Source organism: uncultured Dokdonia sp., from assembly GCF_947496725.1.
Taxonomy (GTDB): Bacteria; Bacteroidota; Bacteroidia; order Flavobacteriales; family Flavobacteriaceae; genus Dokdonia.
In genome coordinates this window covers 226381-250047 of sequence record NZ_CANMDS010000001.1, presented here as the reverse complement: position 1 = coordinate 250047, position 23667 = coordinate 226381, and the positions used below count along the sequence as shown (strand labels likewise).

Annotated in this window: 22 protein-coding genes; 13 read left to right on the top strand and 9 right to left on the bottom strand. The window is 39.2% G+C overall.

Annotated elements, in window-relative coordinates; translation table 11 throughout:
• Window positions 1-104: 104 nt before the first annotated feature.
• Window positions 105-488 carry a VOC family protein gene (locus Q0948_RS01135; protein ID WP_298348353.1) on the bottom strand — a complete coding sequence of 128 codons (384 nt, stop codon included), beginning with the start codon at window positions 486-488 and terminating at the stop codon, window positions 105-107.
• Between the two features lie 204 nt (window positions 489-692).
• Here Q0948_RS01135 and Q0948_RS01130 point away from each other — a divergent pair, with 204 nt between their 5' ends.
• The gene (locus tag Q0948_RS01130; RefSeq protein ID WP_298348356.1) at window positions 693-3029 is read left to right on the top strand and encodes an ATP-dependent helicase; all 2337 of its coding nucleotides are present in this window, start codon (window positions 693-695) and stop codon (window positions 3027-3029) included.
• An 83-nt stretch (window positions 3030-3112) separates the two neighbouring features.
• Here the strand turns inward: Q0948_RS01130 and Q0948_RS01125 are convergent, their stop codons facing one another.
• Complete coding sequence (locus tag Q0948_RS01125; RefSeq protein ID WP_298348357.1) at window positions 3113-4036, bottom strand: alpha/beta hydrolase; 924 nt, start codon at window positions 4034-4036, stop codon at window positions 3113-3115.
• A 106-nt stretch (window positions 4037-4142) separates the two neighbouring features.
• Between Q0948_RS01125 and Q0948_RS01120 the strand changes: the two genes are divergently transcribed.
• Window positions 4143-4358: a DUF2945 domain-containing protein gene (locus Q0948_RS01120; protein WP_021778714.1), complete on the top strand. Its 216-nt coding sequence runs from the start codon at window positions 4143-4145 to the stop codon at window positions 4356-4358.
• A 74-nt stretch (window positions 4359-4432) separates the two neighbouring features.
• Window positions 4433-5050, top strand: coding sequence for an L-threonylcarbamoyladenylate synthase (locus tag Q0948_RS01115; protein ID WP_298348360.1), 618 nt, complete (start codon window positions 4433-4435; stop codon window positions 5048-5050).
• 85 nt (window positions 5051-5135) lie between these two features.
• Here Q0948_RS01115 and Q0948_RS01110 read toward each other — a convergent pair whose 3' ends face one another.
• The 4 genes from Q0948_RS01110 to Q0948_RS01095 all read right to left on the bottom strand — a co-directional run bounded on the left by Q0948_RS01110 (window position 5136) and on the right by Q0948_RS01095 (window position 8581).
• The gene (locus tag Q0948_RS01110) at window positions 5136-5897 is read right to left on the bottom strand and encodes a Two component regulator three Y domain protein (RefSeq protein WP_298348363.1); all 762 of its coding nucleotides are present in this window, start codon (window positions 5895-5897) and stop codon (window positions 5136-5138) included.
• Between the two features lie 241 nt (window positions 5898-6138).
• A complete protein-coding gene (locus tag Q0948_RS01105; RefSeq protein ID WP_298348365.1) occupies window positions 6139-7002 on the bottom strand; it encodes an OmpA family protein in 864 nt (287 codons plus the stop codon).
• 82 nt (window positions 7003-7084) lie between these two features.
• Window positions 7085-8074 (bottom strand): glycosyltransferase family 2 protein, encoded by a 990-nt coding sequence (locus tag Q0948_RS01100; protein ID WP_298348367.1) that lies wholly within the window; start codon window positions 8072-8074, stop codon window positions 7085-7087.
• Between the two features lie 63 nt (window positions 8075-8137).
• The gene (locus Q0948_RS01095) at window positions 8138-8581 is read right to left on the bottom strand and encodes a type I restriction enzyme HsdR N-terminal domain-containing protein (protein ID WP_298348369.1); all 444 of its coding nucleotides are present in this window, start codon (window positions 8579-8581) and stop codon (window positions 8138-8140) included.
• A gap of 36 nt (window positions 8582-8617) precedes the next feature.
• Here Q0948_RS01095 and holA point away from each other — a divergent pair, with 36 nt between their 5' ends.
• Window positions 8618-9622, top strand: a complete 1005-nt coding sequence (gene holA, locus Q0948_RS01090) for a DNA polymerase III subunit delta (RefSeq protein ID WP_298348370.1) — start codon at window positions 8618-8620, stop codon at window positions 9620-9622.
• Between the two features lie 14 nt (window positions 9623-9636).
• Here holA and Q0948_RS01085 read toward each other — a convergent pair whose 3' ends face one another.
• Together Q0948_RS01085 and Q0948_RS01080 are read right to left on the bottom strand one after the other, a co-directional pair.
• Window positions 9637-10017 carry a Rid family detoxifying hydrolase gene (locus Q0948_RS01085; protein WP_298348372.1) on the bottom strand — a complete coding sequence of 127 codons (381 nt, stop codon included), beginning with the start codon at window positions 10015-10017 and terminating at the stop codon, window positions 9637-9639.
• Window positions 10018-10068: 51 nt separating this feature from the next.
• On the bottom strand, window positions 10069-12858 hold the full coding sequence (locus tag Q0948_RS01080) for a putative LPS assembly protein LptD (RefSeq protein WP_298348374.1): 2790 nt from the start codon (window positions 12856-12858) through the stop codon (window positions 10069-10071).
• Window positions 12859-13039: 181 nt separating this feature from the next.
• On the opposite strand from Q0948_RS01080, the gene Q0948_RS01075 reads away from it, so the two are divergent.
• The 9 genes from Q0948_RS01075 (at window position 13040) to bshA (ending at window position 23107) form a co-directional block, all read left to right on the top strand.
• Window positions 13040-14161 (top strand): N-acetylmuramoyl-L-alanine amidase, encoded by a 1122-nt coding sequence (locus Q0948_RS01075; RefSeq protein WP_298348376.1) that lies wholly within the window; start codon window positions 13040-13042, stop codon window positions 14159-14161.
• 66 nt (window positions 14162-14227) lie between these two features.
• Complete coding sequence (locus tag Q0948_RS01070) at window positions 14228-15172, top strand: MlaD family protein (RefSeq protein ID WP_298348378.1); 945 nt, start codon at window positions 14228-14230, stop codon at window positions 15170-15172.
• A gap of 24 nt (window positions 15173-15196) precedes the next feature.
• Window positions 15197-16543, top strand: a complete 1347-nt coding sequence (locus Q0948_RS01065) for a 4Fe-4S dicluster domain-containing protein (RefSeq protein WP_298348380.1) — start codon at window positions 15197-15199, stop codon at window positions 16541-16543.
• A complete protein-coding gene (locus Q0948_RS01060; protein ID WP_298348383.1) occupies window positions 16533-16871 on the top strand; it encodes a hypothetical protein in 339 nt (112 codons plus the stop codon). The genes Q0948_RS01065 and Q0948_RS01060 overlap by 11 nt, the downstream gene beginning before the upstream one ends.
• Window positions 16864-17298, top strand: coding sequence for a phosphoheptose isomerase (locus tag Q0948_RS01055; protein ID WP_298348385.1), 435 nt, complete (start codon window positions 16864-16866; stop codon window positions 17296-17298). Before Q0948_RS01060 ends, Q0948_RS01055 begins: the two co-directional genes overlap by 8 nt.
• A 32-nt stretch (window positions 17299-17330) precedes the next feature.
• Window positions 17331-18122, top strand: coding sequence for a (Fe-S)-binding protein (locus tag Q0948_RS01050; RefSeq protein WP_021778728.1), 792 nt, complete (start codon window positions 17331-17333; stop codon window positions 18120-18122).
• Window positions 18123-18320: 198 nt separating this feature from the next.
• Window positions 18321-18815, top strand: a complete 495-nt coding sequence (locus Q0948_RS01045) for a hypothetical protein (protein WP_035324540.1) — start codon at window positions 18321-18323, stop codon at window positions 18813-18815.
• Window positions 18816-18965: 150 nt separating this feature from the next.
• Complete coding sequence (locus Q0948_RS01040) at window positions 18966-21887, top strand: glycoside hydrolase family 3 N-terminal domain-containing protein (RefSeq protein ID WP_298348390.1); 2922 nt, start codon at window positions 18966-18968, stop codon at window positions 21885-21887.
• A 92-nt stretch (window positions 21888-21979) separates the two neighbouring features.
• A complete protein-coding gene (gene bshA / locus Q0948_RS01035) occupies window positions 21980-23107 on the top strand; it encodes an N-acetyl-alpha-D-glucosaminyl L-malate synthase BshA (RefSeq protein WP_298348392.1) in 1128 nt (375 codons plus the stop codon).
• Window positions 23108-23114: 7 nt separating this feature from the next.
• On the opposite strand, the gene Q0948_RS01030 is transcribed toward bshA, so the two are convergent.
• Entirely contained in the window at window positions 23115-23609 is a 495-nt protein-coding gene (locus Q0948_RS01030; RefSeq protein ID WP_298348394.1) for a hypothetical protein, read from the bottom strand.
• Window positions 23610-23667: the final 58 nt, after the last annotated feature.

Below are 23667 nucleotides of genomic sequence, written 5' to 3'. Positions count from 1 at the left end.
ACACTATTGCTAATATACCCCATACAACCCTCTCATTGTTACGGATTTCCGTAAAGCAGGTCTTAATATTTTCTTAAAATAAGTACTAGTAAAAAACGGAGAGGCTACACATCATCATTTACCTCCACCCAGTAGCCATCTGGATCTTGAAAGTATACCTGCTGTATGCCGTCGTTGCGCACATAATCTTTAGTAGGCGTGCCGCGCCAGTCTGAGTAGTCTATGGCGAGGGTTTTGAGGTGTGTGATAAAACCGCCCAGGTTATCTGTGGCTAGGGCAAAGTGTACGGCTTTATTAGTTTTTATGATGGCATCTGGGCGCGGTATGAGGTGTAGTTGTTTGCCATTGCCCATCGCGAGCCAGCGAGTGGGGGAGACAGAGGCGGTGTTTTCTATCTCGGTAAAGCCAAAAACGTTTTGGTAAAAAGCGACAGCCCCCGCCACATCTGTCACAGAGAGCGCTATATGGTTAAAGGTAAATGTATGCATAGGTGATGATTGTGAGGTTTAAAGATCATCATTTTTTTGGGTACAGGCAAGCCGGTGGTGCGGCTACCTGTCTCGGGGTAGGTGGGGTTGTGTGGTGTTACGCTTTCGCGAAAGCGTACCCATATCCATTGTTAAAAAAATGGCTATAAAAGTCTCTTTTTGGGTTTTAATTCACGGGTGGAGTCCGTAATTTAGATCCCTGCTATGGATTCAAAATTAGAAGTATATATTGAGGGCTTAAATGATGCCCAGCGTGCACCTACACTACATAAAGATGGTGCCCTTATTGTGATTGCGGGCGCGGGCTCTGGTAAAACACGTGTGCTCACAATGCGCATCGCATACTTGATGTCACAAGGGGTAGATGCCTTTAATATCTTATCGCTCACCTTTACAAATAAGGCGGCACGTGAGATGAAAAAACGTATTGCCGGTATTGTGGGTAACAATGAGGCAAAAAACCTATGGATGGGAACCTTTCACTCCATATTTGCCAAAATCTTGCGTATCGAGGCAGATAAGCTAGGTTACCCGTCTAACTTTACTATTTATGATACCCAAGACTCACAACGTCTTATAAGTGCTATTATCAAGGAGATGCAGCTAGATAAGGATATCTACAAGTACAAGCAGGTACAAAACCGTATCTCTTCTTTTAAAAATAGCTTGATTACCGTGCGTGCCTATGCAAATAATCCAGAGCTGGTAGAGGCAGATGCGATGGCAAAACGCCCACGTATGGGAGAGATCTATGCAGAGTATGTAGATCGCTGTTTTAAAGCCGGCGCGATGGATTTTGACGATTTACTGCTACGCACAAATGAGCTGCTCAACCGCTTTCCAGAGGTGCTTAATAAATACCAAAACCGTTTTAAATACATACTGGTAGATGAGTATCAAGATACAAACCATAGCCAGTACCTTATTGTAAAGGCACTCTCAGATAAGTTTCAAAATATCTGTGTGGTGGGTGATGACTCGCAGAGTATATATGCCTTTAGAGGGGCAAACATTAATAACATTCTTAACTTCCAGAAGGATTATGAGAATGTGGCAATGTACCGCCTGGAGCAAAACTATCGCTCGTCAAAAAATATTGTGGAGGCGGCAAACAGCGTGATAGAAAAAAATAAAACCCGTCTTGATAAAACCGTATGGACGGCAAACGAAGATGGAGGCCAGATTATCGTGCACCGCTCGCCTACAGATGGTGAGGAGGGACGCTATGTGGCAAGCTCCATTTTTGAAAATAGAATGAACCACCAGCTTAACAATGGTGACTTTGCGATACTGTACAGAACAAATGCACAGTCTCGTGCAATGGAGGATGCCCTGCGCAAGCGTGACATCCCATACCGTATTTATGGTGGACTTTCCTTTTACCAGCGCAAGGAGATAAAGGATGTACTGGGCTACCTGCGTGTACTGGTTAACCCAAAAGATGAGGAAGCACTCAAGCGTGTGGTAAACTACCCTGCCCGTGGTATAGGCGGTACCACCTTAGACAAACTTACGGTGGCGGCAAAGCATTATGGCCGCTCTATGTTTGAGGTGATGGATAAAATAGAACAGCTAGGTCCCTCGATGAATATAAATCGCGGTACACAGACCAAGCTTAAGAATTTTGTCACGATGATTAAGAGTTTCCAGATTCTTAATGAAGAGAGTGACGCCTTTACCGTAGCAGAGACGGTTGCAAGAAAGACAGGCCTATTACAAGAACTTAAAAAAGACGGTACGCCAGAGGGAATTGCTCGTATAGAAAATATAGAGGAGCTCCTTAACGGTATGCGCGACTTTGTAGAAGAGCAAAAAGAGCTGGCAGATGCCACTGGCTCGCTGGCAGAGTTTCTAGAAGATGTAGCGCTGGCTACCACACTAGATAATGATACGGGTGATGATGACCGTGTGGCACTTATGACTATACACCTTGCAAAGGGGCTGGAGTTTCCATTTGTATACATCGTGGGGATGGAAGAAGATCTCTTTCCTTCTGGTATGAGTATGAGTACACGTAGTGAGCTAGAGGAGGAGCGACGTCTCTTTTATGTAGCACTCACTAGAGCAGAGAAGCAGGCATATCTCACCTACACAGAGTCTCGCTATCGCTGGGGTAAACTGGTAGATGCAGAGCCTAGCCGCTTTATAGAGGAGATAGATGATAAGTATCTGGACTACCAGACACCTATGGAGAGTTATCGCTATAAACCGCTTATAGATGCAGATATCTTTGGCGATGTAGATAAGAGTAAACTGCGTCTCAAGAAGCCGGTAAGTGGCACACCACCTAAGGTAGGAACACCTACACAAGACCAACTACGTAAACTTAGAAAGATACGTCCAGCCGCAGGAGATAGTGCTACGCCATCACTGGCAGGTAGTCTAGAGCCAGGTACTGTTGTAGAGCACATACGTTTTGGAAAAGGAATTGTAGCCGGTATAGAAGGCAAAGGTCAAGACCAAAAAGCTGAAATCAATTTTGAAAACGGCGGACTTAAAAAATTGCTTCTGCGCTTTGCAAAACTTAAGATTGTAGAGTAGTAGGTGAGGAGTGATAAGGGTTTTTGTTGCGCTTTCGCGAAAGCGTAAACAGCCTCATTACATCTTACTCGCAACACAGTTGTTTATTCTTCTATCGCAAGGTAGAGATCTATGTATTGCCCTATCTTGGTACGTACGTCTAGGTAACTTGTCTCGTCCCAGTTACCGTGACCACCATCATATACTGTAAAGATGTGAGGTACATTATTGTTAGATAATGCCGTGTCTAGTCGCTGCCCGTTTGTGAGGGGTACCAGCGGGTCTTCATTACCATAAAACTGTAGGGTAGGGCTGCTATCTACATTTGCTACAATGGCAGGGCTTAATGCTTCGGCAAGGTTTGTATTTGCCGGGTATGCGCTCTCATCTGTAAGTGCATCTAGATATTGCTCAAAACCAGGCTCATCTGCATAAAAAGGATCTGTAAAATCTGCTGGTCCCACTATGTTTGCTACAAATTTTATTTGGTCTTGTGTATCATAGGTATAATCATACATCATAGCCAGATGTGCCCCAGCACTAAGACCTACAAACCCATACTCGTTAAGAAAGCTTAGCTCCTCGTGGGTGTCGTCTAGTTGATCTATTACCGCCTGCACATCTAGAAACTGGTTAGGAAACGCAGGCACACTAGGAGGGTCTGCCAGTACATAATTCATATTTACCACTGCGTGGTCTGGGTGTAGCGATTGCACGAGGTCTATAAAAGCAGTAACATCTTCCTTATCTCCTTCTACCCAGCCACCACCGTGTATGAGGATAATGGTTTTAGTCCTGGTTGCCTTACGACCAGCAGGGAGGTAGATGTCATACACCTGTAACGGGTCGTCACCATATGATACATCTGTAAGTACTAAGGCTTCTAGGTCTGCTTCTTCTGTAGGGCCGTCATCTGTTGCAACAACATCATCTGTGATAACTTCTGGTACTAGCTCCTCGCTATCAGAACAGTTTATTGTTAAGAATGATAGTAATACAGCAAGTAGGAGTGTGTGTAGCGGTCTCATTAAGATAGTTTTAAGTACTAACGTGTAGATGTGCTTTTTATGTTAAGGTTGCGTTAGTTTTTTATGGAGTTTGTGGCAAACTCCCTAACTTTAAATAAAAAACAAGATGATTAAAGAAGGAACAAAAGTAAAATGGAGCTGGGGAAATGGCACAGCAGAGGGTAAAGTACAGTCTACATTTACAAAGAGTGTCACCCGTACCATAAAAGGAAACGAAGTTACCCGCGATGGCGAAGAAGGAAACAAAGCCCTCTACATAGAGCAAGAAGACGGTACAAATGTACTCAAGCTAGAAAGTGAAGTAGAGCGCGCAGACGCATAATACCTCCTAATTATACACAGCGTCTTTATGGCGCTGTTATTCTTTGTAATTTTAACCTATCTAAATGTTATGCTATGTCACAGTTTATAAAACTCTACGAAGAAAACCCAAACCCTAAAGATCTCAAGCAAATTGTAAAGATCTTAAAAGCTGGTGGTCTTATTATTTACCCAAGTGATACTGTATATGCACTGGGCTGTGATATTACAAATGCAAAGGCACTAGAAAAGGTGGCGCAGATAAAGGGCGTAAAGCTTGCTAAGGCAAACTTTTCCTTTGTGTGTGAAGATTTAAGCAATCTCTCAGATTATGTGCGACAGATAGATACAAAGACCTTTAAAATATTAAAACGTGCCCTGCCGGGACCGTACACCTTTATATTACCTGGTAATAATAACTTGCCTAGCTCTTTTAAGAAAAAGAAGGAAGTGGGTATACGTGTACCAGATAATGAGATTACAAGAGCCATTGTACGTGCACTAGGAAATCCTATTGTATCTACCTCTATTTATGATGAAGATGAGGTGATAGAATATACCACAGATCCAGAGCTCATCTTTGAGAAATGGCAAAATAGGGTAGACGTAATAGTAGATGGAGGTTATGGAGGCAATGTACCTTCTACCGTAATTGATCTTACAGGTGATGAGCCTATTCTTATAAGAGAAGGAAAAGGAAGTCCAGAGCTATAAATAGAAAAACCTCTTCAAAGGAAGAGGCTCTTAACTAAATCTAATAAAAAGATTTGGGGGGCTTACTAGCTATGAAACTAGTAACTTATTCTCCGCCTGCAAGGGCGTCTGATGCTACTGTAGAGAAGTTGTTATCGTGGTAAACTAACTCATCTAAGCTTAATGTGTTGATGCTGTTTGGAAACTCACCGCTAAAATCATTATCAAAAACACTTAGTTTCTTTAAAGATGGTAACATTGCGATTCCTTCTGGTAACTCTCCAGTAAATTTATTACTGTTAAGTTGTAATTCTTTTAAGTTAGTAAGACTTGTGATTGAGCTAGGTAACTCACCTTCTAAGTCATTACTGTAAATGCTTAATCTTTTAAGTTTCTTTAATCCAGAAAGATCTGTCGGTAAAGAACCTTCAAGACGGTTAAAGAAAAGATCTAAATACTCAAGCGAACCCATTGCAAGAATATTTGTAGGTATTGTTCCTTCTAGTCTATTAAGAGATAAGTTAATTGTTTTTAACCCTTTTATAGTAGCAAGACTTGCTGGTATTGTTCCTTCTAGTTTGTTGTTGTGTAAATTAAGTACTTTAAGAGAAGTTAAGTTACTTAAAGAAGCAGGTAATGTACCCGTTAAGTTATTGTCTCTTAAACTTACTGCAAGAACTTGATCTCTAAAGATAGTTACACCTTTCCAGTTTTCTGGAGAATCGTTAAGATCCCAAGAGTTTGTCCACTCATTACCGTTTGTGCTGTTGTATAAATCTACAAGGGCTTGTTTTTGAGCAGGAGTAATTTCTGCGATAGCAAAAGCTGTAAAAAAGAAGCAAAGGATAGTTAGTGTAATTGATTTCATAGTTCTCTTGTTTATGATTGGGTTATTCAAATGTAAGAGCATTTAATCGGTAAACAACACTATTTTCTCGATTATCGACGAAATACACGATTTTTTAACATTTAATCGTGTAATTTGTGTATTTAATCGGTGTTTTGGTAGTTCGGCGTGTCTTTCGTCGAGTCAGAATTGTGTATATGAACGAAAAAAGGTTACCGTTAAACGGTAACCTTTAGTCAAATCTTGTTAAAATAGATTGGGATTAGTTCCCTTCTTCTTCAGACATATTTTTCATTTCCTGCTCAATCATATTATAAAATTGATCAATCTTAGGAAGTACATAAATCTTCGTTCTTCTGTTTGTAGATTTATTTTCTGGAGTGTCATTAGGTACAAGTGGTACAAACTCACTTCGTCCAGCTGCAATAAGTTGTGCAGGGTTTGCACCTAGCTCAACAAGCTTACGTACAATAGCAGTTGCTCTTTTTGCACTTAGATCCCAGTTATCTATGAGGACACCTCTATTATAAGGTACATCATCTGTATGACCTTCTACTAGCGCTTCAAAGTCTGGCTTACCATTTATAACAGTAGCAACTTTACCTAGTATCTCTTCTGCTCTAGAAGTAATCTGGTAACTACCACTCTTAAAGAGTACTTTATCAGATAGTGATATAAATACCACACCTTTCTCTACATTAATCTCAATATCTTGATCATTGATACCTACCTCACGTTTAAGACTAGTTACTAGAGCAAGAGTTACACTATCCTTTTTAGTAAGGGCATCTTGTAGTCTATTAATTTTAAGATCCTTTTCTTTAAGGCTCTCAAGTGACTTCTCAAGATTTACAGCGCCCTGCTTAGTAAGAACCGTAAGGTCTTTAGAACTTTGTATAAGTTCATTCTTGTCATTTCTCATTTCGGCAACTCGCTCCTCAAGTGATTTTACACGAGTGGTTGCACTTGCTTTTTCTTCAAGGCAAGCGTTGAGCTTAACCGTAGCAGAGTTTAAAAGGTCTTGAGTTTCTTGCTGTCTCGCTTCTAGCGCAGCATATTCTTTTTTAGAAACGCAAGAAGTTAAGAGTAAAGTGCTAGCTATACCAGCAATCAATAATCGTTTCATAGGTTGTTTAACTTTAAAATGTTTATAAATGTACGAAACCCACTTGCTTGTGGATCATCGTTAACACATATTTATAGATTTCTTACAGGTCCTTAAAGTACTGCTTTTTTTGAACAAAGTACTTCCATACTATTGAGAAGGTCTGCGCGTAGGGAGTAGGATGCTTGAGTGTCATGCGGTTAACCAGTAATGATGGTAAGTGGTAATAAAAATTAAAGTGCGCTTTTACAATGGCAAGTAAATGCTTGGGCTTTCCTGCAAAAAGGTATTTAAGACCAGCAATACCGTCAAGTATAAGTCGTGCAAAGACGATAAAGAAAGCTCTTATTCCCTTTACATTCTTCATCACATTAAACAAGGTATTCCTAAAATTATAAAATGTCTTCTTAGGATTTTCTGATGGAAGTGTAGCGCCACCTAGATGCAATACTTCACTAGCACCACTCGCTAGTACTTGATATCCCATATTACGTAAACGCCAGCAAAGATCTATCTCTTCTTGATGTGCAAAAAAAGTTTCGTCTAGCGCTCCTACTTGCCAGAAGTAGGGTGCTCTTACAAAAAGACAAGCTCCGCTTGCCCACTGTACCTCCCTTGTGTCATTATATTGACCCGTATCTTCTTCACAGGTATCAAAAATACGCCCGCGACAAAATGGATAACCAAAAGCATCTAGATAGCCTCCGGCCGCACCAGCATACTCAAAGTGTGTAGGTTTCTTAAGGTCTTTTATTTTAGGTTGTACAGCACCTACTAGCGGATTATCAAATAATGCAATCACAGGTTCTAGCCAGCCTTCGGTAACTTGTACGTCGCTGTTAAGCAGTACATAGATGTCTGCCATAATATGCTTTAATGCATCATTATAGCCTTTTGCATAGCCACCATTTTCTGAGTTTTGTATAATCTTAACCTCCTTAAATTGCTCTTGAACATAAGCAACAGAAGTATCTGTACTCGCATTATCTGCGACATATATTTCAGCGTTTGGACTATGGGATACTACAGAAGGTAAAAATCGTTCTAGTAGCGATTTACCATTCCAGTTGAGGATGACGATTGCAATTTTCACGGTGCAAATAAAAGCTTTTTTATGTTAATACGCTTTCGCGAAAGCGCAATAAAGTCCATTATGTTATTTATAATCTGGTAGTTCTCTTAAAAAGTCATAACGCTCTGCGGTAGCATCTACTTTACAATAGTAATGTGAGAGACCATTTGTAACCATAAGCAGGTCTGCTTGCAACTCCAGATTATACCTGGCTATCTGGTCAAAAGTAGCTTGAGTGATTTGCACCTTTGGCGCTTTGCACTCTACTATAATATACAGAGATCCATCTGGTTTAAAAACCACAATGTCATAGCGTTTACGGGTATTTCCTACGCGTATCTCTTTTTCTACATTAATGAGACTTATGGGATATCCCTTATCGTTTGTTAACCATTGTAGTACGTGCTGTCGCACCCATTCTTCTGGAGTTAATACCAAGAATTTTTTGCGTATGAGGTCAAATATATACGGTTTGTTTTCGCTATTTTTGAGCCTAAAGGAGTATGCAGGAAAAGAGAGCTGTTGCATACCACAATAGTACGAGTTCTACGGGAAAAGCCAAAGGTGAAGCACGCAAAAAACATAGTAGACGATATTAAAAATGGGATCATAAAACCTATCTATTTTTTAAGTGGAGAGGAACCCTATTTTATAGATCAAATCACAGATTACATAGAGCATAACCTCCTTGATGAAGCCGAAAAAGGATTTAATCAAGTAGTACTTTATGGTCGTGATGTCTCTATAGAAGATATTGTGAGCAATGCAAAGCGATACCCTATGATGGCAGAGCGACAGGTGGTGATTGTAAAAGAAGCACAAGACCTCTCTCGTACAATAGAAAAGCTTGCAGATTATGTAAAAAATCCGCAGCCTACTACAGTGCTGGTAGTGGCTTATAAGTATAAGAAACTAGACAAGCGCAAAGGACTCTCAAAAGCACTTAAAACGCACGGAGTGCATTATGAAAGCAAGAAGCTTTATGAAAACCAAGTAGGTGACTGGCTGCGCCGTGTACTAATAGATGAAGGCTACCACATACAGCCTAAGGCAGCACAAATGCTAGTAGATTACCTAGGTAATGATTTAAGTAAAGTAGTAAATGAGCTCAATAAACTGATGCTTATTTTACCTAAAGGGAGTGAGATTACCCCAAAGGCTATAGAGGAGAACATAGGTATAAGTAAGGACTTTAATATTTTTGAGCTTCGTAAAGCTATCTCAGAAAAAGATGTCGTAAAAGCACAGCGCATCGCACAGTACTTTACACAAAACCCAAAAGATAACCCGCTAGTACTTACCGTGGGGCAACTTTTTAGCCTTTTCTCAAGTATACTAAAATATCACGGCTTACCGCAAAAGGATAAAGCTACAGTGGCAAAAACGCTAGGAGTATCTCCCTTTTTTGTAGGTGAGTACATCACCGCCGCTCGTAACTACCCTATGAAAAAGGTGAGCGCCTGTATCGCCCTCATAAGAGAGGTAGATGTAAAAAGTAAAGGAGTAGGAGCAAGTGCCTTTGCAAGTAATGATTTACTCAAAGAACTGCTCGTAAAGATTATGAACTAAGGACTAGACACCTATTATTCGGCGGCGATTACGCTTATTTCTACATTTACGTATTTAGGTAGGTTTGCCACTTCTACGGTTTCTCTAGCAGGAGCTGTTGCCTCGTTAAAGTACTTACCATACACACTGTTTATCTTCCCAAAGTTTTCCATATCACTTATAAAGATGGAAGTCTTTACCACATTTTCAAAAGTCATTCCCGCTTCGGTAAGAATCGCTTTTACACTTTGCATTACAAGCTCAGTTTCCTCTTCTATACTTCCTTTAAAAAATTCGCCAGTTGCTGGTATGATGGCAATCTGTCCGCTAGTATATAACATTCCGTTTACAAGGGTTGCTTGATTGTACGGTCCTATAGGTGCTGGGGCGTTTGAAGTTGTGATTATTTTTTTCATTAGTATGGTTTTTAGTATGCTTTCGCGAAAGCGTAATTACTACTATCTCTATTATAATTGCTGGTCTGGGGTACGGCGTTTGTCATATTTTATATCACTAAGCAGGTTACCGGTAATCCCAATAAAGAAATTCCACGAGGTTCTACTCAGGTCATTATTTACAGGTGGTACCCAGCTAAAGCGCATATTCCAACTCTCAAGATCTCTTGCAAAGTTAAGTGAGGTGTATGTAATACCAGGGTTTGCAAGGTCATACCCAGTAGATCCTCCTACGGTCCAGCGGTTGCCTAGTTTTATATCACCACTTATTACAATAGAGTGGGTGCTTATCTGGTCTTGTCTAGCATTATTTGCATAACCTACTTGATAGCCAAAACGTAAATTCCACGGCACTTTAAAGGTGTAGAATTCTACTTCTTTTTCTTCCTCATCTTCATCTGGTTCATCTCTTCCGGCATTTCTATTTCCGGTAATATCTACTCCTTGACCCAGTAAGTCATCTGGACGGCCACCACCAGCAAAGGTTGAGTTTTCTGTACGATCTGTATTGCGACCGGGATCTTTTTTACCACCTTTCTCAAAGTCTCTACTTGAAAAACTGTAACCAAAACTCGCTTGCCCAGAAGTAAGTCTAAAAAGGCTACCACCATTATTTATGTTGAGCTTATCTATTCTTTGATTAGAACTGTTAAGCGCATAGATATCTAGATTTCCACCAAAGTTGATATCTAGCTTGTCTTGTATAATAGGTATAGAGCCATTAACATTTATAGGAGAAAGCCTGAGACTTTCTGCGGCAAAATTATAAGAGGTCCTTATGTTAAGGTTGTTTATAAGATTGATTTTACGGGGCTCTGTAGCTGTGCTGTCTTTGCTTCTCACTTTAGCCTCAAGTGTATTTGCTAGACTAAAAGAAAGTGAGTTAGACACCTGGTTACTAGGTGCTCCAAAAAAACCTCCATCAAAACGTGAGTACTCAACAGTCTCATCAAAAACGTCACTCAATGGGTCGTTAGGGTCATTGCGCTCATAGGTGTCATAAAACTGGCTAAAGGCAGGAGTGTATGACCACCCTATAGAAGGACGTACCACGTGGCGTATGGTTTGTATTTTACTACCTTCTTTAAAGTTAAAAGTACCATATACAGTTGTCCCTAGGCTTACACCACCTCTATAAGTACGGTAGGCATCAAAACCATTTACGGTATCGCGTACCACTGTTTTTGTGTCTTGATCAAAACTCTGATCTATAGTTTTAAAAACCCAGCTCTCTTCAAAGTTACCATTTACTGAGGCACTTATGTAGTTAAAGAGTTTAAAGTTAGTAGAGATTGGGATGCTGTGTCTTATACCTGTCTGAGCGCTCTCAAACATCTCTGAGGTGAAAAATTCATCATCTGTAGTGTTAAAACGGTTATCTGCTCGTAGGGCATAGCTCAGATTTACATTTTTAATAAGCCCTTTTTTGGACCCAGACTTACCTGCAAAGGGGTAGATTCTATCTACGTTAAGCTGTGTGGTAGGTAGCGACATCGTAATTTGCTCTGTCTGTGAGTTTTGAGAGTGTGTTGCTGCTACCGTAAGGTTTACAGGTACCGTACCTGGGAAGGTACGTGAGTAAGACACAGAAGAACTAAAGTTGTTATTTAAAAAGTTACCCGTGTTTGCCTGACTTAACGATTGTCTATAAAAGTTACTACTACCTAAGTTTACAGAGGCAGAAAACCTACTGTTAGGACTAGATTTTGTGTCTTGAGAGTGGTTCCAGCGTATGTTATAGGTGTTTGTTTCAGAAAAGTCTGGTAAGCCTCGCTCACTAAAAAGGATGCGCTCAGAGCTAAAACTAAAACGACCGTTAAATTTATAACGCAGTTTATATTCTGTATCTGCTCGTATGGCATAACTACCATTAGTATAATAATCTCCTGTAAGCGCAAGATTAAAATAATCGCTTAGTGAGAAGTAGTAACCACCATCTGTTACAGAGTAGCCACGCTCATTACTCTCACCCACACCAGGTACAATAAAGCCAGACACACTACGCTCTTTTTCCATAGGGAAAAAAGCAAAAGGAATCCCGATGGGTGTAGGCACATCTGCGATGTACATATTAGTAAGACCCGCAACTAGCTTTTTACCAGGTACAAACTTTACACGCCTAGCATAAAAGTAATATTCTGGATTGTCTAGATCTTCTGAGGTGGTGATCTTTACATTACTCATAAACACCACAGAGTCGTTTACACGTTTACTACGTTCGGCTTTGAGGTTTATTTGTTGCCCTCCAGCACCTTCTACGCGTGAGCCATAGATGAGGGCGCGCTGTGTGTCAAAATTAAATTTTATAGAGTCTGGTTGTACCTCATTTACGCCTTGTATAAAGACCGGTATTTGAGAATAATTACCAGCAGAGTCTTTAATACCTTTTGCAAACACCGTGTTAGACTCATAGTCAAGTATGATCTCTCCGGCATTAATTTTCATATCCTCATAAAGAATCTCTGCCTCGTTATATAGGTATATTTTCTTTTTGCGCTGTGAGATGCGCTGGTAGTCTGTAGCTTTATAGGTTACCTTATCTGTAAGTGTTTCTGGTTTTTTCTTTACAGAGTCTTGAGGTTTTATAAGTAGCTCCTCTACGCTAATGTTTTTTGTAGTTAATGTGTCTACAGGAGCTTTTAGCGTCTTAAAGCCTTCTGTAGCACTCTGCATAAGCGTGGTGTCTTGAGGCGGTACACGTCTGGCATCATTCTTGGATGGAACGTCCTGAGCATTTACTGTAAGAAGCGGCAGCAAGCAAAGTGAGCAGATAATAAGAAGGAGTCCAGTTTTTGTTTGCAATGGGATTAGCCTATTTTTGTGCGAATATCAATCAATTAAAGTGCCAAAATTACGTATATTTTTTTCGGCTTTTGCCTTAGAAAATATTTTTTGAAAATAACACCCGTATTCAGCACGTTACATCAGTAAACGAGTTTAATTTTATACCTAACGCTTAAAAGAGTAAGATTTGATACAAAGGATGCGTAAAAAAGACACATTTAAGATTTATTTAACAATTGGGCTACTCGTGTGGAGTTGTCTTAATGGCGCTTTCGCGAAAGCGCAATCATCCTCAACCAGTAAGAAATTTAAGGTCGTGCTTGATGCCGGTCACGGTGGTGACGATAGCGGAAACCGTGGAAACGGGTATTATGAAAAAAATATTGCGCTAGACATTGTATTAGCCGTAGGTGCCGAACTTGAAAAGCAAAAAGACGTAGAAGTTATCTATACTAGAAAGAAGGATGTCTTTATACCACTAGCAACCAGAGCAGATATCGCAAACGAAGCAAATGCAGATCTCTTTATAAGTGTACACTGTAACTCGCACTCTAGCCAGGCAAAGGGTACAGAGACGTTTGTAATGGGTATCGATAAGAATGAAAAAAATATGCGCATTGCCAAAAAGGAAAATGCGGTAATCCTTCTTGAAGATAATTATGAAGAGCGCTATGCTGGCTTTGATCCTAATAAACCAGAAACAATGATAGGGCTAGAGCTTATGCAAGAGGAGTATCTTGACCAGAGTTTAAATCTAGCGAGTTTTATAGAAAAAGAATTTACAAGTGCCGTGAGAAGAAGTAGTAGAGGTGTAAAGCAAGGCCCTTTCTGGGTACTGCACAGGTCTGTAATGCCTAGCGTACTTGTAGAGACTGGCTTTCTTACTAACAATGAAGAGGGAAGATTTTTAAACTCAAACGCGGGGAGAGTCAAGATGGCAAAGGCCATAAGTACCGCGGTGACTAATTATAAGAAGGCTATACAAGCGACAGAAAGTATTACCGTAGCGGCAGATGCACCTGTGGTTAATGAACCTGTGCGTGTTGAAAAATCTAAGGTTTATATAGATGTTACTTTTAAAGTACAGCTAGCGGCAAGTAAGCGCAAGCTTGAGACTAAATCTTACAATTTTAAGGGACTTAAGAATGTGAGCCGAATTAAAGATGGGAGGCTTTATAAATATTTTTATGAAGCAACCTCAGATTATACACTGGCTAGAAGATTTTTAAAAGATGCAAAAGCAAAGGGGTATAAGGAAGCTTTTATTGTACCTTTTGATAAAAGTGACAACAAGTTACAGCTTAAGCAAGTGTTAAATTAGTCTTATCTGTAAGGTAGACCTTTAACAATTCACCTACATTTGTTTTTATAACCATCATCTCAATTAATGTCTAAAGAAATCAAAACCGCCATACTAGTAATTGCAGCATTGCTGTTACTTATTTTTGGCTACAATTATCTTAAAGGAAATAATCTACTAGATAAGAGTAAAATTCTCTACGCAAAATATGATAACGTAGAAGGTCTTGCACCTTCATCACAGGTGACTATTAATGGGTTGCCAGTAGGTAGAGTACTATCTATAGACTTTGCAGACAGTTCTGGTAAGCTTGTCGTAAAGTTTGTGGTTGAGAAAGATTTTGAGTTTTCAAACCAGAGTCTTGCTAGAGTCTACGGTGGAGGATTAATAGGAGGTAAGTCACTAGCGATAGTTCCTAATTATGAGAAGGGTCAAAATGCAAAAACTGGAGATACATTACCAGGTGAGATGGGTGAGGGTATTATGGAGCTAGTAAACGAGCGCCTTACGCCATTACAAAATCAAGTTGAGAAGGTAATAGGTGACACAGATTCTCTTCTGGTAAACGTAAATTCTGTACTAGATAGAGATACAAGAGCAAACTTAAGAGACGCGATTGCAAACTTTACAACAGCTTCTAGAGAGCTTAAAGGAATATCTGGGTCTGTAAATGCCTTATTATCAGAAAACCAAGTAAAATTAGACCGTACCATAGCAAATCTTGACAAAATGAGTGGTAATTTTGCAACATTATCAGATTCGTTGTCGCAGATACAAATGGGGACAATGGTTGCAGATTTAGAAAAGACTATAGCAGATTTTCAAGAAATCTCTAATAAGTTAAATTCTCCAGAAGGAACCGTAGGTAAACTTTTGAATGATGAGCAACTTTACTTAAATTTGGATCGTACAGCAAATCAGATGGGGGACTTACTTCAGGATATGAAGCTCAACCCTAAGAGATATGTTCATTTTTCGCTTTTTGGTAAAAAACCGGGAGCGTACACTCCGCCTAAAGATTCGTTACAGTAGGCGCGAGCTTAACTAACGAATTTTATGCAATACATTCAAAATTTTATTTTCCTTGTAGCCCTAGTTCTTGGGGTTGGTTTCTTTGTAAAAAACATTAAAAAGCTTTCCCGTAATATAAATCTGGGAAAAGATGTAGATCGTTCTGATAACAAGCCACAGCGCTGGAAGAATATGGCAAAGATTGCCTTAGGCCAGTACAAGATGGTAAAAAGACCAGTATCTGGTATTCTACACGTTGTTGTTTACGTAGGTTTTATCATTATAAACATAGAAGTCCTTGAGATCATTATAGATGGTCTTTTTGGTACACACAGAGTATTTAGCTTCTTAGGAGGGTTATATGATTTTCTTATAGGTAGCTTTGAGATTCTTGCATTTTTAGTACTTGTAGCTGTAATCATTTTCTGGTTACGTCGTAATGTGATTAAAATACAGCGATTCTTAAAACCAGAGATGAAGGGATGGCCTAAGTCTGATGGTAATATCATACTCTATTTTGAAGTAGTATTAATGGGGCTTTTCCTCACAATGAATGCTGCCGACTTACAATTACAAACTATGGGAGCTGCTCACTATGCATCTGCAGATGGTAGTATAATGGGCTCTTTCCCTATAAGTAGTTTCATAACACCACTTTTTGAAGGAATGTCTGAGAGTGCTCTTATAATCGTAGAGCGCGCTGCCTGGTGGATACACATCTTAGGAATATTAGTTTTCTTAAATTACCTATACTACTCAAAACACTTACACATCTTACTTGCATTCCCAAACACTTGGTATGCAAAGCTTAAACCACAAGGTGAGTTTAATAATCTACAAGCTGTTACAGATGAGGTAATGCTTATGATGGATCCTAATGCAGACCCATTTGCCGCACCACCAGAAGGAGCAGAAGAGGCAGAGGTAGGAAAATTTGGAGCAAGTGATGTGACAGATCTTAACTGGGTACAACTTATGAACTCTTACAGTTGTACAGAGTGTGGACGTTGTACGAGTGAGTGCCCTGCAAACCAAACAGGAAAAAAACTAAGCCCTCGTAAGATTATGATGGATACTCGTGATCGTCTTGAAGAAGTTGGTAAAAATATAGACAGCAATAACGGTGTATTTGTACCAGATAACAAGCAATTGCTAGATGATTATATCACAAAAGAGGAGCTTTGGGCCTGTACTACGTGTAATGCTTGTGTTGAGGCTTGTCCTATAGGTATTGATCCATTGAGTATCATTGTAGATATGAGACGTTATATGGTGATGGAAGAAAGTGCAGCACCTACAGATTTAAATAATGCAATGTCTAATATAGAAAATAACGGAGCACCGTGGCCGTTTAATCAATTAGACAGAGGTAACTGGATTAATGAGGGGTAACATTTTTATAATAGTAGGATTGTTGTTTTTCGCTTTCGCGAAAGCGCAAACCCCTACAAAAAATTATAAAATTGATAGTTTACAATTTAAAATGTACACACGTCTCTTCGTAGGGCCACAGTTACAAATAGATAGCATTACAGTAAGAAAAATATTTTGTGATTGGTGTACAAAACCCCAGATGCAAGTATTAAGAGATGAGGCAATGCGACAATCTATGATAGAGCGTCACAACCCTAGATATAAAAAACCTGGAGAGCATAGACTGGCGCTCTACGTAAGATTTAGTAAAGAAGATTTTAAAAACCTAAACGATACCAATGAATAAAGAAGACGTAGACAAGCTATTAAGCGAGAAGTTAGAAGATGGAGAGCACGTAAGTCCAGTACTTCCAGAAGGTGTTAAAAATTATCTTATAGATATAGATGGTACAATTACAGAAGATGTTCCAAATGAGGAGCCAGAGCGTATGGGTACTTGTGAGCCTTTTCCAGATGCATTAAAAACGCTTAACAAGTGGTATGATGAGGGGCACATAATCTGTTTCTTTACTTCAAGAACAGAAGAGCATAGAGATGTAACAACAGAATGGTTAAACCGTCACGGGTTTAAATTTCATAGCCTTTTAATGGGGAAACCTAGAGGAGGAAATTATCACTGGGTAGATAATCACCTAGTAAAAGCAACACGCTACAAAGGTAAATTTACAGACCTAGTAGAAAAGAATGTGACCATAGAGGTCTTTGAAGATTAAATTATAATTAGATTACATAGTAATATACGCATATGAGTGAGACACTTAAAGTACCCACAATGGCCGAATATCTGGCGCAAGGAAAGCAGCCAGAAGTACTCTTTTGGGTAGGTTGTGCAGGGAGTTTTGATGACAGAGCAAAGAAAATTACAAAAGCATTTGCTCGTATATTAAATAAAGCAAACGTAGATTTTGCAGTTTTAGGCGCAGAAGAAAGTTGTACTGGAGATCCAGCAAAAAGAGCAGGAAATGAATTCTTGTTCCAGATGCAGGCAGTTACAAATATTGAAGTGCTTAATGGTTATGAAGTAAAAAAAATAGTAACGGCTTGCCCGCACTGTTTTAATACACTTAAAAATGAGTATCCATCACTAGGAGGAAACTATGAAGTGGTACATCATACACAATTCTTAAAATCACTACTTGATGACGGTCGTCTTACAGTAGAGGGAGGTAAGTTTAAAGGAAAGCGTATCACCTTCCACGATCCTTGCTATTTAGGACGTGCAAATGGTGTGTACGAAGCTCCTAGAGAATTACTACGTAAACTTGATGTAGAGCTTGTAGAAATGCGCAAGTGTAAGACTAATGGTTTATGTTGTGGAGCTGGTGGAGCACAAATGTTCAAAGAGCCAGAACCAGGTAATAAAGATGTAAACATAGAGCGTACAGAGCAAGCACTAGAGGTGAAGCCAGACGTGATAGCAGCAGGATGTCCTTTTTGTAACACAATGATGACAGATGGTGTTAAGAATAAAGAAAAGGAAGGTAGCATCGAGGTAATGGATGTTGCAGAGATGATTGCCTCTGCAGAAGAATTGTAGAGACTATGGGTGATAAGGATAAGCCTGGTCAGAAGGTAAATTTGTTTGATAAAGTCATTCATATCATATCGACACCTGGTAGTATTTTACTCCTTATAATCATTGTTAGACTCACATATCGATACCTTAAGTACGATAGTTTTAGTTTATTTTAAGCGGATGTAACATCCGCTTTTTTTTACTTTTAAAATAGAATATATGCTTGTAGATTTTAATTCACTTTCAGACACATCAAGAATCTGGTTATACCAGTCTGATCAAAAATTTACAGATGAGCAAGTAGCTCAACTAGAAAAAGATTTGAGTACTTTTTTAACCGGCTGGACAGCTCACGGAGCAAGTCTTAAGGCAGGTTTTGAAATAAAATATAATCGTTTTATAGCCATAGGCCTTGATCAAACAGAAGCTGCCGCTAGTGGATGCTCTATAGATAGCCAGGTGCGATTTATTATATCATTACAAGAGGAGCTAGGTGTAGATCTTCTTGATAAAATGAATGTGACTTATTATCAAAATGATCGCATACATTATAAAACACTTCTTGATTTTAAAAAAATGATCAAAGACGGTGCAGTAGGCAAGAACACTATAGTGTTTAATAATCTAGTAGCTACTGTAGGTGAGTATAAAGTAAACTGGGAGATTGCTGCAAAAGATAGCTGGCATTCTCGCTTTCTTAAAAAAGGAAAATAGCTAGTCTCTCTTAGTTCATAAGATGTTGTTAAGATTTCTAATTTTTAAGAACAGGGTTACAATAAACCTCCTATTTTTATATTAGTAATTAGAAAGCACTCCTTGGCGTTATTTTTGATTTCTACACGACAACTTAAAAACTTAGACTATATGGCGTTTACACGCAATCTCACCATACTATTATTTCTTTTAATTACGACTTTTGCTTACGGTCAAGAGCAATATCCTTTATATGCAAAGGATATTGTGGCACAGCGCGCTTGGGTTGATTCTGTTTATCAACAAATGACTCCAAAGGAGCGCATAGGTCAACTATTTATGGTTGACATATTCTCAAGTGACCCTCAGGTCAAGATAGATAAAATCAAAAAGCTCATTAAAGAAGAGCACATAGGCGGTCTCATATTCTCTAAAGGTGGCCCTATGCGACAGGCAAAACTCAATAATGAGTTTCAAGCAATGTCAAAAACAAAACTCCTCGTGGGTATGGATGCAGAGTGGGGACTTGCAATGCGACTAGATAGCACATATGCTTTCCCTTGGAATATGACACTAGGTGCCATACAAAATAATAATATTGTAAAGAAGGTGGGGAGACGCATAGGCGAGCACTCAAAGCGTCTTGGTGTACACATTAACTTTGCTCCTGTAGTAGATATAAATATCAACCCTGCAAATCCTATTATAGGTAACCGCTCTTTTGGAGAAGATAAAATAAATGTTACAGAAAAGGCAATTGCCTTTATGGAAGGAATGCAAGAGGCGGGTGTCTTAGGCAGTGCAAAGCATTTTCCTGGTCACGGAGATACAGATAAAGACAGTCATAAAACGCTCCCTACTCTCAATTTTACAAAAGAGCGACTTCAGAGTGTAGAGATGTATCCCTATAAACCTATTATAGAAAATGGTATTGCCAGCATTATGGTAGCACACCTCAATGTACCAGCACTTGTGCCAGAAGAAGGTGTACCCACAAGTATATCACCTACGGTGGTTACAAAAATGCTCAAGGAAGATTACCTCTTTCACGGTTTAATATTTACAGATGCCCTTAATATGAAAGGCGCTGCAAACTTTAAAGAACCTGGAGATATTGATCTTGCAGCCTTTAAGGCAGGTAATGATATCTTACTCATAAGTGAAAATGTTCCTTCGGCTTCCGCCAAAATTTTAAATGCATTACAACAAGGTGAGATTACAGAAGAGCGGTTAGCCCATTCTGTTAAGAAGATACTATATGCCAAATACAAAGTAGGCTTACACAACCATAAGCCTGTCTCAACTAAAAATCTAGTAAATGACCTGAATTCTAGATACGACGATATCGTATATAGCGAGGCAATCGAAAATGCAATTACTGTTACAAAAAACAATAATAACGTTATCCCAGTTACAAATATTGATCAGAAAAAGATAGCTTATGTAGGTCTTGGTGATGATGACGGTTCGGCTTTTAAACAGCAACTACGTAAGTATGCTTCTATTGAAAATATTACTACAAAAACCCTAGAGGCAACTCAAGAAAAACTAGCCGATTTCAACTATGTGATTATTGGTTTCCACAGATCTAATGTAAACCCTTGGAAGTCCTATAAGTTTACAAAAGAAAACATACGCTGGATTAAGGAGATAGCCAAAACTAAAACGGTAGTACTAGATCTTTTTGTGCGTCCGTATGCAATGCTAGACTTGCAAGACACACAAGATATAGAAGCGATAATACATAGTTACCAGAACAGTAAACTAGCACAAGAAAAAAGTGCACAGCTCATTTTTGGAGCAATCCCCAGTAAAGGAAGATTACCCGTATCGCTAGGTGAGACACCTATACGCACAGGCTTACAGTCTGGAACCTTAAGAAGAATGTCTTACGGTATACCAGAAGAGGTAGGTGTAGACTCAGACACGCTCAATATTAAGATAGACTCTCTTGTTAATCTAGGTATTAAAAGAGCAATGATGCCTGGAGCACAGGTACTTGTAGCGCGCAGGGGAAAGGTGATATATGATAAAAGTTTTGGTTATCACACCTATAATAAAAAACAACCTGTACGTCCAGAGAGTATGTATGACATCGCCTCTATGACAAAAATTCTTGCCTCATTACCGCTGTTAATGGAGCTTGAGAGCGAGGGAAGTATCGATCTAGAAGATAAGTTAGGTACGCTTATACCAGAACTAAAGGGTAGTAATAAAGCAAACATAACACTTAAGAAGGCCCTTTCTCATTATGGTAGATTCAAGGCGTGGATTCCGTTTTACGTGAGCACGCTAGACTCGGTTACAAAAAAACCGCTAGATGATTACTACAGTACCTCATACTCGCCTAATTATAACATTAAGGTGGCAGAGAAGATGTATCTGCGCACTGGATATACAGATACCATCATAAAGAAAATAGCAGACAGTGACTTGCGCTCTCGCTTATCTTATAAGTATAGCGACTTGCCTTATTATCTGATGAAAAAATTTCTAGAAGATTACTATGGGCAAAATCTTGATGCAATTACAAGCAGTCATTTTTATAATGCGCTTGGTGCAAATTACACCGGCTACAGACCCCTTAGAAAGTTTAAAAAAGAAATGATTGTACCCTCAGAAAATGATACCTACTGGCGCAACCAGAAAGTACAAGGATATGTACACGATATGGGAGCAGCGATGCAAAGCAATATGGGTGGCCACGCCGGGTTGTTTTCAAACTCAAATGATGTTGCCAAGTTAATGCAAATGTATCTTCAAGATGGTTATTATGGAGGCAAACGCTATTTCTCAAAAGAAACAATGGACCGCTTTAACACCTGTAATTATTGTGATAATAAAGTGCGCAGAGGTGTAGGCTTTGATAAACCACAACTTAGTGGTGGAGGCCCTACTTGCGGTTGTGTGCCTATGACGAGTTTTGGACATAGCGGTTTTACAGGGACTTACACTTGGGCAGACCCAGAAAATGAGTTAGTTTACGTGTTCTTATCTAACAGAACATTTCCTACTATGGACAATAGAGCACTTATAAAATCAGGATTGAGAACCACCATTCAAGAGGTGATTTATCAATCTTTAATTGATTAAATTTGTAAGGCTATGAGCTACTTGTACTACTTATAAAGTGTATGAGTCCGCTTTCGCGAAAGCGTAAAAGAAACAACCCAAAAAACCGTACTATGAAAATTGCAATTGTCTGTTACCCAACCTTTGGAGGAAGTGGTGTAGTAGCAACCGAACTTGGAATCGCTTTGTCAAAAAGAGGTCACGAGGTACACTTTGTTACTTACAAGCAGCCAGTGAGACTTGCATTGCTTAATGACAATATTCATTTTCACGAGGTAAATGTACCAGACTATGCGCTATTTCATTATCAACCTTACGAGCTTGCTTTGTCTAGTAAGCTAGTACGTATTATAAAAAAAGAGAGCATTGATATCTTACACGTGCACTATGCAATACCACACGCATATGCCGGTTATATGGCAAAAGAAATGCTCAAGCAAGAGGGAATAGAAGTGCCTATGGTAACCACACTTCACGGTACAGATATAACTCTTGTGGGGAGTCACCCTTTTTATAGACCAGCAGTAAGTTTTAGTATTAATAATAGTGATGTTGTTACCTCTGTTTCAGAAAGTTTAAAGCAGGATACGCTACGCTTATTTGATATCACAAAAGAAATAGATGTAGTACCTAACTTTATAGACTACACTGCTGTAGATGATACATTTACAGACTGCCAGCGCAGCCTTATGGCAAATGAAGATGAGCGCATAGTAACTCACATAAGTAACTTTAGAAAGGTAAAACGTATCTCTGATGTTATTGAGGTGTTTTATCGATTACAACTTGAGATTCCTTCTAAGCTTCTTATGGTAGGTGAGGGGCCAGAACGTGAAGCGGCAGAGCAGCGCGTGAGAGAACTAGGTATAGAGGAGAAAGTACGATTTTTAGGTAATAGTAATGAGATAGATAAAATACTTTGCTTTTCTGATCTCTTCTTACTGCCTTCTGAGGCAGAGAGTTTTGGGCTTGCAGCGCTAGAGGCTATGGTAAACCGTGTACCAGTTATATCAAGTAATGCCGGTGGTATACCAGAAGTAAATGTAGATGGTGTAACAGGTTATTTAAGTAACGTAGGGAACATTGCAGATATGGCTCAAAATGCTATACGCATACTTGAGGACGATAAGATTCTTGAAGAATTTAAAACTAATGCCAAAAAAGAAGCGGCCAAGTTTGATATTCAAAACATTGTACCGCTTTATGAGGAGTTATATGAAAGAGCTTTAGTAAAAGCTTAGATTCCTCTTAAAAAAGGTATCTTATACCTAGTGCTACATCAAACTCAAGACTATCATCAAAGTCATTAAGTATTGCTATCTCTGGTCTAAAATCTAGAGAGAGTAGTAGTGGGAAGTCAAACCTATATTCAATCCCGATATCACCAGCTGCATTGAGAAAAAACTCACTGTCGTTATTATCAAATCCAGGAAAATCTTCATCTACATCAAAAGACCCTACAGATGCACCTGCTCCGGCATACCAGTTTAAGCCACCATCTATATTCCATACCCACTGATAAATACCTGTACCTTTTATAGCATCAAAGTTATTACCCGTTCTCCACGAGAGGCCTAACTCTAGTCTATTATTCTCACTTAGTGCTCGCTGGTAATTTACTTCTGTGCTAAAACCATTATTATCGCCTAGTCTTAAACCTATAGCATTTGGAGAGATTTCTTGCCCTATAGCCGTTACGCTAATTCCTATAAAGAGAAGTAGGGTATATATTGTATGTTTCATAGTTATTTATTTTAAGTGTAAAATTATTAAGAACACCACCTCTATAACGTTAACGACT

Bases quoted from the DNA above. Each gene is read 5' to 3' on its own strand.
- Q0948_RS01135 (WP_298348353.1), bottom strand. From the start codon at position 488: ATGCATACATTTACCTTTAACCATATAGCGCTCTCTGTGACAGATGTG.
- Q0948_RS01130 (WP_298348356.1), top strand. From the start codon at position 693: ATGGATTCAAAATTAGAAGTATATATTGAGGGCTTAAATGATGCCCAG.
- Q0948_RS01125 (WP_298348357.1), bottom strand. From the start codon at position 4,036: ATGAGACCGCTACACACACTCCTACTTGCTGTATTACTATCATTCTTA.
- Q0948_RS01120 (WP_021778714.1), top strand. From the start codon at position 4,143: ATGATTAAAGAAGGAACAAAAGTAAAATGGAGCTGGGGAAATGGCACA.
- Q0948_RS01115 (WP_298348360.1), top strand. From the start codon at position 4,433: ATGTCACAGTTTATAAAACTCTACGAAGAAAACCCAAACCCTAAAGAT.
- Q0948_RS01110 (WP_298348363.1), bottom strand. From the start codon at position 5,897: ATGAAATCAATTACACTAACTATCCTTTGCTTCTTTTTTACAGCTTTT.
- Q0948_RS01105 (WP_298348365.1), bottom strand. From the start codon at position 7,002: ATGAAACGATTATTGATTGCTGGTATAGCTAGCACTTTACTCTTAACT.
- Q0948_RS01095 (WP_298348369.1), bottom strand. From the start codon at position 8,581: ATGCAACAGCTCTCTTTTCCTGCATACTCCTTTAGGCTCAAAAATAGC.
- Q0948_RS01085 (WP_298348372.1), bottom strand. From the start codon at position 10,017: ATGAAAAAAATAATCACAACTTCAAACGCCCCAGCACCTATAGGACCG.
- Q0948_RS01075 (WP_298348376.1), top strand. From the start codon at position 13,040: ATGCGTAAAAAAGACACATTTAAGATTTATTTAACAATTGGGCTACTC.
- Q0948_RS01070 (WP_298348378.1), top strand. From the start codon at position 14,228: ATGTCTAAAGAAATCAAAACCGCCATACTAGTAATTGCAGCATTGCTG.
- Q0948_RS01065 (WP_298348380.1), top strand. From the start codon at position 15,197: ATGCAATACATTCAAAATTTTATTTTCCTTGTAGCCCTAGTTCTTGGG.
- Q0948_RS01060 (WP_298348383.1), top strand. From the start codon at position 16,533: ATGAGGGGTAACATTTTTATAATAGTAGGATTGTTGTTTTTCGCTTTC.
- Q0948_RS01055 (WP_298348385.1), top strand. From the start codon at position 16,864: ATGAATAAAGAAGACGTAGACAAGCTATTAAGCGAGAAGTTAGAAGAT.
- Q0948_RS01050 (WP_021778728.1), top strand. From the start codon at position 17,331: ATGAGTGAGACACTTAAAGTACCCACAATGGCCGAATATCTGGCGCAA.
- Q0948_RS01045 (WP_035324540.1), top strand. From the start codon at position 18,321: ATGCTTGTAGATTTTAATTCACTTTCAGACACATCAAGAATCTGGTTA.
- Q0948_RS01040 (WP_298348390.1), top strand. From the start codon at position 18,966: ATGGCGTTTACACGCAATCTCACCATACTATTATTTCTTTTAATTACG.
- bshA (WP_298348392.1), top strand. From the start codon at position 21,980: ATGAAAATTGCAATTGTCTGTTACCCAACCTTTGGAGGAAGTGGTGTA.
- Q0948_RS01030 (WP_298348394.1), bottom strand. From the start codon at position 23,609: ATGAAACATACAATATATACCCTACTTCTCTTTATAGGAATTAGCGTA.